The organism is Yoonia sp., assembly GCF_046292185.1.
Lineage (GTDB): Bacteria > Pseudomonadota > Alphaproteobacteria > Rhodobacterales > Rhodobacteraceae > Yoonia.
Window position 1 is genome coordinate 1 of sequence record NZ_JBKBQY010000107.1, and the last position, 11,294, is coordinate 11,294.

Consider the following 11,294-nt stretch of genomic DNA (forward strand, 5'->3'; position numbering starts at 1 on the left):
CGGCCAGCTCTTCCAGCAGGGCAGTGCGCGCACCCAGACGAATCGCGCCGGACCGATCCGCCGTTGCAGGCCCCTCGCGGCGGCCCAACACATGTATCAGTTCGACGGGCGATTCCGTGCGTTGCGCGATCCAGGCGGCATGGTGACAAACGCTTTCGGAATAGACAGATCCATCGACGAAGGCGACAATCTTTTGGCTATTGAGGTTCATGGTATCTCTCCCTTAGTGCGACATTAGCTTGTCCATGGCACCCGGCTTGTCATGAATGGCAAGCTTGTCCACGATGGTTTCTGTCGCTTCGTTCATGCCGACGATTTCGACCTCTGCCCCGTCGCGGCGGAACTTGAGGATCGCCATATCCAATGCCTGCACTGAGGAGATATCCCAGATATGCGCGCGGCTGACGTCGATGATGACCTTATCCAAGGCTTCCTTGAAGTCAAAGGCGTTCATGAAATCCTCGACCGAGCCATAGAACATCTGGCCTTCGATGACATAGGTCCGCTCGCGGCCATCGGGCGAGATCGTTGTGGTGATCTTGAACAATTGCGCGATTTTGGCGGCAAAGAAGATGCCGGACAGCAGCACACCGACCAGAACCCCAATGGCAAGGTTGTGGGTATAGACCACTGTCGCCACCGTCGCGATCATCACGATGGAAGATGATTGTGGATGGGTCCGCAACGCCTTGATCGACGACCACGAAAAGGTGCCAATGCTGACCATGATCATAATCGCGACCAGCGCCGCCATCGGGATCTGGCTGACCAGATCACCCAGCACAACCACCATGAACAACAGATAAACACCGGCCGAGAAGGACGACAACCGCCCGCGCCCGCCGGATTTGACGTTGATGATCGACTGCCCGATCATCGCACAGCCCGCCATGCCGCCAATGAAACCTGTGGCCGTGTTCGAGATCCCCTGACCGATACATTCCTGATTGCGGTTCGACTTGGTATCGGTCAGGTCATCGACGATGTTCTGCGTCATCAGGCTTTCCAGCAGACCTACAATGGCCACCGCCACAGAATATGGCAGGATGATCATCAGGGTTTCGAGCGTCAGCGGGATCTGCGGAATCAAGAACACCGGCAGCGTGTCGGGCAACGCGCCCATGTCACCCACAGTGCGGACATCCCAGCCGAAGATCATCACCAGCGCTGTCAACACCACGATGGTCACCAGCGGCGACGGGATCGCCTTGGTGATCAGCGGGAACAGATAGATGATTGCAAGCCCTGCAGCCACCAACACATAGGTCAGCCATGTGACCAGCGCGGGGTCCAGTTCGGTCAATTGCGCCATAAAGATCAGGATCGCCAGCGCGTTGACAAAGCCGGTCATCACCGATTTCGACACGTAACGCATGATAAAGCCAAGCTTGAAAATACCCGCCCCGATCTGGATAAGACCGGCCAGCACGGTGGCAGCCAGCAGATATTCCAGCCCATGGTCGCGCACCAGCGTAATCATCAGCACGGCGGTTGCCGCCGTCGCGGCAGAGATCATGCCGGGCCGACCGCCAGTGAATGCTATGAGCACCGCGATCGAGAAACTGGCGTATAGCCCTACCTTGGGGTCAACACCCGCAATGATCGAAAAGGCAATCGCCTCCGGAATTAGAGCAAGGGCCACGACGATACCGGCGATCAAATCACCCCGGACATTGCCAAACCACTCATCTTTATAGACGCTCATTGAAATCATGTAAAATTTTCCTGATCAACGCGGTCATGTAAGCCGCAAATTGATATGTGCTGATGTATCAGTTCAGGTTATCCGGCGGATCAGCGGCCGGAAGAGCCATCCGGGCTTGCACCGGATCCAAGCGTTTCATGGGCCTGATACGCAGAATGTCGCCAGCTTGACAACCCGGAAACCGGACTTTGCTACTTTGCGATAGAGTGAACCGCAGAAATGGTCTACTTTTTAATCGACTGTTTGGAAGAAGATGTCCTCTACATCCAAGTCGATGAACACGTCAGCCAGTTCCACAAGTGGTGGGGGCGGTGCGATGCTTGCTGGCACGGAAAGGCTGGAGATCAGGGTCAGAGGCAACTCCATCTCATCCACGCGCTGGAATAATGGGATCAGTTTGGCATCCCCTGCAACAACGGCAAGGGCTTCGCCCTGATGAGCGGCCTCGATCGCATCGATCGCCAGTTGCACTAGGTTCGTTCCGTAGCGCTCTCTTTGGTACCACGGCTCGGCGAAGTTCTGCGCGCCCCGCACCTGAAATCCATGGCGTGCGAGCCAGTCAAAAAAGGGGCGCAACCTTGTATACTCAGCCATGTCCCGCGCGTCGCGATAGTAGATAACGGTGGCCGGTTCTTCTTCGCTTCCAAAAAACTCTGCAAGTTTCTCGATATCAATCGAACGCCCAAGCTTTGTACGCAGCCTGTCAACGTGGCTGCCATCAATCAGCACCAAGGTGCGGGATGCTTGTTCTTTGTCTTTCATCTGTCTTTCTTTCGGGCTGCACGATTTTATGGTTGAGGCAGCGCTGGTGTGTCGCAGACTTTTTGCGACAGGGTGACCGGGGGATAAGCGCCCGGAAAAGCCATCCGGCGAAGCGGATCCAGTTCATGGGCAAGTTAATGGCGTTGCTGGCGGATATGCAACCACATGGCAAAGCCAGTGACAGTCTTCATGACAGCTCGTCGCCCAAAGTTTGCATAAGTGGTCATTGATCTGATCCCTGCAAACCGGACAGTTTGAAGCGGGAGCCTTCCGCTAGGATTTTCTGGCCGGGGAAGGAGCGGAATCAGTTGACCCAGTGTCTCACACACGTTGCATCAAGGTTGGGGCAACGCAATTAATTCAGCCGCAGCTTTGTGGAATAATCAAGGCCATACCTTCTGTCAGAAAGCTTGCACGAAGGCTTAACCTCGTTACGATCGCCAATAGTTACCATTTCAGAAGAAATATGCAATAAACGCATACCGGATATGTCTTTACAACTGGTCCGCTTTGTTTATGGGGTGGCCATGTAATCGGACCCGTTCGTCGGGTGGCTTCTCCGGGCGCCGAACCCCCGGCAACGAAAACCGCGATTTATTTTCTCCCCTCGCGCTTTTGCATATGCCAGCCGCCGTCTTGATCATAAAAACTCTGACGCAGATCAGGCTTGGGCCAGATCATCAGCAGTCAGAACGCTCTTGGCACCATTCAGCGTATGCTTCTTGCATGAAGAGAAAACGAATATGTGCGCAAGCCGAGTGATGAAATGTTTAATAAAGTTTTGCGGCAACTGGCCGTCAGCCATATAAAAAAAGGCACGCTAACCGTTATCTTGCCTGATGAAACCACTTTTGTCGCCGGTGATCAGACGGGCAAGATGATCGCGATCAGAATTACCGAGCAAGCCACCGTGCGCCGGCTAAGCTTCAACCCAGAACTTGCTCTGGGCGAGGCATTCATGGACGGCACGCTGATCATGGACCAAGGTAACATCTATGATTTTCTTGAACTGATCTTTCAGAACACCGATGTTAGCCAGCTTACGGGTATTCCCAAGCTGGTCAGAACTTGCTTCGGGCTGTTCAATTGGATGACGGGCTATAACTCGATCACAAAATCCAGGTCGAATGTCGCGCATCACTATGATCTGAGCGGCGATCTTTACCGGCTGTTTCTGGACAGCGACAGCCAATATTCCTGTGGTTATTTTGAAACCGATACCTCCCCACTGGAAGAGGCTCAGCTTGCCAAGAAACGGCATCTAGCTGCAAAAATGGTGATGGCCGAGGGCCAGCGGGTGCTGGACATCGGGTCGGGCTGGGGAGGCATGGGCTTGTATCTGGCGCGGCATTTCGGCGCCAGGGTCGATGGTGTGACCTTGTCCGAAGAACAGCATGCGGTGTCAAACGCGCGGGTCGAGACAGAAGGGCTAGAAGGTCAGGTGCAGTTTTTGCTACGCGATTATCGCGCAGTCAAAACGCAGTATGACCGGATCGTCTCTGTCGGGATGTTCGAACATGTCGGCAAGAAATCCTACGACGAATTTTTCGGCAAGGTAAAAAACCTGCTGACCGATGATGGCGTAATGATGCTGCATTACATTGGCCAAAGCGGCCCGCCCTCGCACACCAATCCCTGGATATTGAAATACATCTTTCCCGGCGGCTATATGCCAGCTCTGTCAGAAGTGTTGCCCGTTATCGAACGCCACGGCCTTTGCCTGACTGACCTAGAAGTGCTCCGCCTGCATTATGCAGAAACCTTGCGACATTGGCGCTTGAACTTCATGGCGCGCCGCGACGAAGCGGTAGCGCTTTATGATGAACGCTTTGCCCGGATGTGGGAATTCTATCTGGCTTGCTCTGAATCCGGCTTTCGGCATCAGGGGCTGGTGATTCACCAAATCCAGATCGCCAAACGTCAGGATGCTGTGCCCTTGACGCGTAAATACATCGAAAAAGCCGAACAGGATTTGCGCGCTGCTGAAGATGCGCGAAACGCTCCCTTTACAGGCACTCCTGTGCAATCAGCGTGCGAGGCTACAGCACCCTGACCTATTTCAACAACCTGCGGGTATGATTGCTTGATCGGACTCCGCTCTAACCGCATTCAAAAACAAGAATATAGACCGGCTCGCCGGTGGCTATGCCGGGCGCCTATCCCTCGGCTCATTCAAACAAATCTGGAAACTCATGAAAATCGCACTTTCTGAAAACACCTGGCGCGACTGGGTGGGAAACCCCCGTGTCGAACTTTTGGCAGGCATCGTCGTTGCCCTTGCCCTTATCCCCGAGGCTATCGCTTTTTCCATCATTGCGGGGGTTGATCCGAAAGTCGGCCTATATGCTTCTTTTTCGATCGCTGTCCTCACAGCCATCGTAGGTGGCAGGCCCGGCCTGATTTCGGGGGCGACCGCGGCAATCGCAGTCTTGCTGATCTCACTGGTCAGAGATCACGGGTTGGAATACCTGCTCGCCGCGACAATCCTTGCGGGACTTTTGCAGGTTCTTGCGGGGGTTTTCAAACTGTCCTTCGTGATGAATTTCGTATCGCGGTCAGTGATGATCGGCTTTGTGAACGCACTGGCGATCCTGATCTTCATGTCCCAGATACCGGAACTGACAAACGTGCCAAACATGACATATGTTCTGGTCATTGCCGGTCTTGCGATCATCTACGGGTTTCCACTGATCACCAAGGCTGTCCCTGCACCGCTGGTCGCCATCGTGATTTTAACTGCTGTGGTTTATTTCGCAGGTTTCGATGTACGCACCGTGGGCGATATGGGCGAATTGCCTGATACTTTCCCGATGTTCCTGCTGCCACAAATTCCGCTGACGCTGGAAACCTTCATGATCATCCTTCCCTATTCGCTGGCGGTTGCTGCCGTGGGCCTGTTGGAAAGCCTGATGACGGCGACCATCGTGGATGAGCTGACCGACACACCCAGCGACAAGAACCGTGAATGCATCGGCCTTGGCGTCGCGAATACGGCGACAGGGTTTATCGGTGGTATGGCCGGTTGCGCGATGATCGGTCAGTCGATCATCAACGTCAAATCTGGTGGCCGTGCGCGCCTTTCGACTGCGGCATCGGGCATATTTCTGCTGATGATGATCCTGTTGATCGGTGATGTTGTGAAAGCGGTGCCGATGGCCGCACTGGTCGCTGTGATGATCATGGTCAGCATCGGGACATTTTCCTGGTCGTCGATCAGCAACCTGCGCAGCCATCCGATCAGCTCTTCCGCCGTGATGATCCTGACAGTGGTGCTTGTGGTCTATACGCACAACCTTGCCATCGGCGTGGTCGCGGGCGTGTTGTTGTCGGGTATCTTCTTTGCCTCCAAGATCGCGCAGATCTTCGCCGTGAAATCGGAACTGAGTGCCGATGGCCGGTCCAGAACCTATTTCGTCTCGGGGCAGTTGTTTTACGCCTCGGTCGCTCGGTTCAGTGCGGCCTTTGATTTCCGTGAATCGCTGGATGAAGTCACAATCGACGTCAGCCGTGCGCATATCTGGGACATTTCCTCTGTCGCATCCGTTGACATGGTTGTGTTGAAGTTCCGGCGCGAAGGCACCAAAGTTAACCTGATCGGCATGAACGAAGCGTCAGAGACAATCGTTGACAAGCTAGCCATCCACGACAAGCCCGGCGCCATGGACAAGTTGATGGACCACTGAAATGGGAGAGAACATGCAATATATCAACGCCTTTATCGACGGGTCGGAATACGCGGGCAGTGTGCTGGATCACGCTGCCTGGGCCGCTGGCCGCCTGAACATGCCAGTTGCCCCGGTTCACGTCATGGGTCGTCGCAATGACGTGTCCAGCCAGCCGGTAGACCTCAGCGGCAGCATCAAACTCGGGGCGCGCACGGCGCTTCTGGAAAAACTGGCCAAGCTCGACGGCGAACGCGCGTCCCTTGGCCGTGAACGTGGTCGCGCGATGCTCGATGATGCCGAAGCGCGGATTCGCGCTGCAGATCCTGACGTCAAGATTGCCAGCAAGTTGCGTAATGGCGATCTGGTGGAAGCGGTCAAGGAACTGGCCGACGAAACCCGCTTTGCCATTATCGGCAAACGGGGCGAGGCTGCGAGCTTTGCAAAAGATCACCTTGGGTCAAATCTTGAACGTCTGGTGCGGACGTCGACAAGACCTACCCTTGTCGTCTCGCGGGCATTTAAACCAATCCAAAGCTTTATGCTGGCTTTTGATGGTGGTCCAAGTGCGCAGCGCGCCGTTGACCGTCTGGTTGAAGGGTCGGTGCTGGAAGGCACGCATTGTCACATCATCTCTGTCGGCGCGCCGAATTCAGACGTAGGCAAGAAGCTGGACACGGCAGCGCAAGCCTTGCGTGATGCCGGCTATATGGTGACTGATATGCTGATGCAGGGCGATCCCGCGACAGAGATCACCAAGGCGATCGTCGAGACTGATGCCGACATGCTGGTCCTGGGCAAAAGCGGCCATTCGCGCATCCGGCAGTTGTTCATCGGATCAACGACGCTGGAACTCATGCAATCTTGCCATGTCCCGGTGCTTGTTTTTCCATAGTATACACTTTGGCGCGCTATAAAATAGCGCGCCAAATTCAATCAGCTGCTATCTCGGGCGCCGGTTGGTGCCCAGCAATTGCAGCAACGCATCCTGAAGTTCGGGTTGCAGGATCACCACATCAGATGCATCCAGCACGCCGTTGTCCGGCAATTGCACGACGACGGGCAATGCGGCAGTCAGCGTGCCCTCGGGTTCGATCAGTTTGTAGATATCACTGCCGAGCTTTTCATAAGCGTTGAGCAGGTCCTGCGATGTTGCGAATTCACCCGCCTTGGCAAGTTCTGAAAGAACCATGCCCCGCTGGCGCAATAGCGCATGATCGTGAAGAATGCCCAGAAGCTTCGGGCCGGTCGTATAGCTGCGCAAAGCATCTGCATATTCTTCAGAAGTCGGAATACCTGTGGCCAGAGACGGATCAGTACGCCGCGACGTCCGGCGGTCAGCCCGCAAACCATCAAGCTTGTCGATCAGCCTCGCGATAGCATCATCGGTGGATTTGCCGGTCTCTTCCGCGACAAGATGGCGGAATTTCGAGGGAGGTTTGGGAAAGGCTCTTGCGACGATAGTGTCTTTCAACTGCCCGGCTTTGATCAAGTAACGACCGTGTTCGTGTTCAACGACTGCTGGCCGTTTGGCTTTTCCGGCGGTTTTTTTCACCAGTCGAGTGTCCTTTTGTTGGATCCTCACCAAGGAAAGCCGTGCGCGGGTTTTTCGACTTCTGCCTCGACCATGCTGGGAAATTGTTCTTTGAGAAGGGCCACATCATTGGTGCAATCCATCTCAAGATAGGCCTGCTCACCGATCCAAAAGACACGATGCGCGCCTTGGCCGAAATCGAACAGATAGCGATGGACATCGCCCACCGTTTTGCGGCTCAACTGCTTATTCAAAACGATTTTTGTAAACATGTTTCTCCTGTTGTTCTTAAGCACCGCTCCGCGCTTGCGGTGCGAATGCCGTCATCAACGATGTTGCTGGAACTGAAAGCACGACGCGGATGGTCCACGGCGTTTGCTAACACGGCGTTCATAAAGGACCGCCATTCGAGAGTCCAGTAGCGGGCAGGGCCGATATCACAGACATCCATCAGGTCACCCTCTCATTCTGATCACCGCTTCGGCATCTGTCGCTCAAGATGCAAAAAGAATGGGCTGCCGTGAAATCCTCAACGATGAAGGACAATCTGTTTGTCATCCAGGGATTTACGCACCATGCTCTTCGGTATCCAACAGAAGCCGAGAAAAATGACAAAAGGGAGCACAAAGATGTTCAGATTCACGCGACGGTCCGCCTTTTCCACGACATGCGCAGCAGCTTTGATCGCGGCAGTGACCGCCTCTGCCGCCTCTGCACAGGACACAGTCCTGCGCATGTGGTTCAATGGCACGCCAGAGGCGCATGGCACCGTGCTGGAGCAGCTGATCCCCGAATTTGAGGCTGCAAATCCCGGTATTATGGTCGAATATGAGATCACCGCATGGTCCAGCTATCAGCAGCAGATCGCGACTGCCGCCGCAGGCGGCACGTTACCTGACATCATCTTTGGCTTTTCCAACCTTGTTGCAGGCTTTGCCGAACGCGGCCTGCTGATTGATCATTCCGAATATTTCGATCCGGATGACTTCGTCCCGGCAACGGTTGATCTTACGACGTGGAACGGCACATGGTCGATGCTGCCGACCTGGTTTTCTGCCAATGGTCTGTCGTGGCGCAGTGACCTGATCGAGGCAGGCGGCAACGATGCGTCTGAAGCGCCGGTCGATTGGGACGAATGGCTGGCATGGGCTGAAGGTGCGACCGTGCGCGACGATGCAGGCAATATCACCCAACTTGGCTTTTACTCATCGTCCTTCCCGTTCAACCGGTCGAACATGTTCACCCGCATGGTCGAAGGCAATGGTGGGGCGATGTTCTCTGACGATGGCATGACCGCCACGATGAACGCCCCCGAAGCGGTCGAGGCTGCGGCTTTCTTCCAGCAACTTGTGCAATGCTGTGACGTGCCTCGCTCGATCGAGGCGGATAACGTTGGTCTGGGTCAGGGCCTGACGGCGATGGTCTATAACAACTTCGCCTTCCGCAACTGGCAGAACGAATTCCCCGAAGCACTGGAATTCGCGGGCCTTGGTCTGGTCCCGCATGGACCAAGCGGGTCACCTGAGCTGTCCGGTGCGGGTCTGGGTGCGAATGTCATCGGCATCACTTCGACATCGCAGAACCCCGAAGCCGCGGCTGCCCTGCTGCAGTTCCTGATCGTGGAACCGGACAACATCGTGCAACTGGCCGGCCTTGGCGGGTCGATCCCAGGTGCCGTGCTGCCCGAAGATCACCCTTATCTGGCCGGTAACCCTTTGGCGCAGCAGTATCTGCAGCTCGCGCTGGACGGTGGTTCCGCCGATCCGATGCACCCGAACTTTTCGGAATATGAATCGATCATCAACGTCTGGCTGGATGAATTGCTGTTGAACGGCATGGACCCACAAGAAGCGATGGACAGTGCCGCCGCCGAAATTCAGGCAGAGATCATCGACCGGTCAGGTATCGGCTTCAACTGACTGCGCTGCGGCGGGCGGATTGTTGTCCGCCCACCAATCAAACGGGGGCCATCATGGCAAAGACAAAACGCATCCAGTTTCGGGGCGACTGGGTCAATCCGGCTGAGGCGCGCTGGGGTCTGATCCTTGTGTTGCCAGTGATGGCGCTGTTTCTGGCGCTGAAGATCGCGCCGTTGATGTATGGCGGCTATCTGAGCATGACGCAGTATTCTTTGCTGCAACCACCCCGTTTCATCGGATTGGACAACTATACCCGCCTGTTCAACGATGCCCGCGCGATGGAGGCGTTCCGCGTCACGCTTTACTACACGCTCGGCACCGTGATTCCGGCGACGATCCTGTCGCTGGCTGTGGCGGTATTGCTGGATTCCAGGCTGCGTGGCATGTCGGTTTTCCGCACTGTTTTCTATATGCCACAGGTTGCAAGCTGGGTCGCCATTGGCGTGGCTTGGCTTTACGTCATGAACCCCGCCTTTGGCCCATTCAATTATCTTCTCAGCCTTGTGGGGATCGAACGTCAGGGATTTCTGGCGGATGGCAACCAGGCGCTGCCAACGCTGATCGGGATCGGCATCTGGCGGCAGATGGGCTATTCCGTTGTGATCTTTCTGGCCGGACTACAAGGCATTCCGCAAAACCTGCGCGAAGCCGCCGTCATGGATGGCGCAAGCTGGTGGCGCAGTTTCACCCAGGTCACCCTGCCGGTGCTGATGCCGACCACGATGTTCGTCGTGGTCACCGCTGTGATCTTCAATTTGCAGGTATTCGATCAGGTCGTCGTGTTGACAGGCGGCGGACCGGGACGGGCAACAACAACAGCGGTGCTGTTTTCTTATAATCAGGCGTTCACCTCGTTTGCCATGGGCTATGCCGCAGCCGTCGCTGTCGTGCTGTTCGTAGCGATCATGGTGCTGTCACTGCTGCTGCTGGGTCTGTCGGGCCAGCTGAGCAGCAAGAAACGCTAAGGGGCAAATCATGGACAACCTCGACTATGCCTCACCGGCGATCCGCCAGACGCGCAAGGCGCTGATCTATATGGCTCTGATCGGGTTGTCGGGGATCATACTCGCACCGTTTTTGATGATCGTGGCCCTCGCCCTGTCCAGCCCTGCAGAGGTATTCGCATGGCCCCCGGTGCTGATCCCCGACAACATCAGATGGGATAACTTTGCCCGCGTGTTCGAAGTGACGAATTTCGGGCGCGCGATGTTCAACACCTTCATCATCGCATCGGTGTCCACCATCGGCATCGTGTTTATCGACGGGCTGGCCGGCTATGCCTTTGCCAAGATGCGGTTTCCGGGGCGGCGGACGATGTTCTTTCTAATCCTCGCCACGCTGATGGTGCCGGTCCATGTGACGATCATCCCGTTGTTCATCATGTTTCGATCCTTCCCGCTGGCCGGGGGCAATGACATCACCGGTAGTGGTGGTTTCGGCATCCTCAACAGCTATCCTTCGATGGTGCTGCCCTTTCTCGCGACAGCCTATGGCACTTATCTGATGACGTCTTTCATGCGTATGCTGCCCGATAATCTGGTCGAGGCCGCGCGGATGGACGGCGCGCATGAATTTGCGATCTTCTGGAAAATCTATCTGCCGCTGGCGGCACCTGCCCTCGCGGTCATTGCGATGTTCAACTTCACTGCGGTGTGGAACGAATTCTTGATCCCGCTGGTGATGACATCGACGTCGGATATGAAGGTGATCCA

General features: G+C 55.6%; 11 protein-coding genes and 4 other annotated features. Of the genes, 7 read left to right on the forward strand and 4 right to left on the reverse strand.

The window, feature by feature from the left end; all coding sequences use genetic code 11:
* The 3 genes from ACK4TM_RS15345 to ACK4TM_RS15355 form a co-directional block, all read right to left on the reverse strand.
* The coding region (locus tag ACK4TM_RS15345; protein WP_409702828.1) for a universal stress protein at window positions 1–211 on the reverse strand (211 nt) is incomplete at its 3' end.
* A 12-nt stretch (window positions 212–223) separates the two neighbouring features.
* Window positions 224–1,714 carry a SulP family inorganic anion transporter gene (locus tag ACK4TM_RS15350; protein ID WP_409702830.1) on the reverse strand — a complete coding sequence of 497 codons (1,491 nt, stop codon included), beginning with the start codon at window positions 1,712–1,714 and terminating at the stop codon, window positions 224–226.
* Between the two features lie 66 nt (window positions 1,715–1,780).
* Window positions 1,781–1,836: a sequence feature (sul1 is cis-regulatory element that is thought to sense ions involved in sulfur or methionine metabolism; They are found in Alphaproteobacteria), on the reverse strand.
* Between the two features lie 100 nt (window positions 1,837–1,936).
* The gene (locus ACK4TM_RS15355; RefSeq protein WP_409702832.1) at window positions 1,937–2,467 is read right to left on the reverse strand and encodes an NYN domain-containing protein; all 531 of its coding nucleotides are present in this window, start codon (window positions 2,465–2,467) and stop codon (window positions 1,937–1,939) included.
* A gap of 70 nt (window positions 2,468–2,537) precedes the next feature.
* Window positions 2,538–2,590 (reverse strand) — a sequence feature (sul1 is cis-regulatory element that is thought to sense ions involved in sulfur or methionine metabolism; They are found in Alphaproteobacteria).
* Window positions 2,591–2,999: 409 nt separating this feature from the next.
* Window positions 3,000–3,050, forward strand: a sequence feature (sul1 is cis-regulatory element that is thought to sense ions involved in sulfur or methionine metabolism; They are found in Alphaproteobacteria).
* 249 nt (window positions 3,051–3,299) lie between these two features.
* On the opposite strand from ACK4TM_RS15355, the gene ACK4TM_RS15360 reads away from it, so the two are divergent.
* The 3 genes from ACK4TM_RS15360 to ACK4TM_RS15370 all read left to right on the forward strand — a co-directional run bounded on the left by ACK4TM_RS15360 (window position 3,300) and on the right by ACK4TM_RS15370 (window position 7,024).
* Complete coding sequence (locus ACK4TM_RS15360) at window positions 3,300–4,520, forward strand: class I SAM-dependent methyltransferase (protein WP_409702834.1); 1,221 nt, start codon at window positions 3,300–3,302, stop codon at window positions 4,518–4,520.
* 69 nt (window positions 4,521–4,589) lie between these two features.
* Window positions 4,590–4,640: a sequence feature (sul1 is cis-regulatory element that is thought to sense ions involved in sulfur or methionine metabolism; They are found in Alphaproteobacteria), on the forward strand.
* A gap of 19 nt (window positions 4,641–4,659) precedes the next feature.
* Window positions 4,660–6,150, forward strand: a complete 1,491-nt coding sequence (locus ACK4TM_RS15365; protein WP_409702836.1) for a SulP family inorganic anion transporter — start codon at window positions 4,660–4,662, stop codon at window positions 6,148–6,150.
* 13 nt (window positions 6,151–6,163) lie between these two features.
* Window positions 6,164–7,024: a universal stress protein gene (locus ACK4TM_RS15370; protein WP_409702838.1), complete on the forward strand. Its 861-nt coding sequence runs from the start codon at window positions 6,164–6,166 to the stop codon at window positions 7,022–7,024.
* A 48-nt stretch (window positions 7,025–7,072) separates the two neighbouring features.
* Here ACK4TM_RS15370 and ACK4TM_RS15375 read toward each other — a convergent pair whose 3' ends face one another.
* On the reverse strand, window positions 7,073–7,684 hold the full coding sequence (locus ACK4TM_RS15375; protein WP_409702840.1) for a hypothetical protein: 612 nt from the start codon (window positions 7,682–7,684) through the stop codon (window positions 7,073–7,075).
* 41 nt (window positions 7,685–7,725) lie between these two features.
* Here ACK4TM_RS15375 and ACK4TM_RS15380 point away from each other — a divergent pair, with 41 nt between their 5' ends.
* From ACK4TM_RS15380 to ACK4TM_RS15395, 4 genes are all read left to right on the forward strand, one after another.
* Entirely contained in the window at window positions 7,726–8,085 is a 360-nt protein-coding gene (locus ACK4TM_RS15380) for a hypothetical protein (RefSeq protein ID WP_409702842.1), read from the forward strand.
* 207 nt (window positions 8,086–8,292) lie between these two features.
* A complete protein-coding gene (locus ACK4TM_RS15385; RefSeq protein ID WP_409702844.1) occupies window positions 8,293–9,582 on the forward strand; it encodes an ABC transporter substrate-binding protein in 1,290 nt (429 codons plus the stop codon).
* A 53-nt stretch (window positions 9,583–9,635) separates the two neighbouring features.
* A complete protein-coding gene (locus tag ACK4TM_RS15390; protein WP_409702846.1) occupies window positions 9,636–10,547 on the forward strand; it encodes a carbohydrate ABC transporter permease in 912 nt (303 codons plus the stop codon).
* Window positions 10,548–10,557: 10 nt separating this feature from the next.
* Window positions 10,558–11,294 (forward strand): carbohydrate ABC transporter permease (locus ACK4TM_RS15395; protein WP_409702848.1); only part of this gene is annotated, 737 nt, incomplete at its 3' end.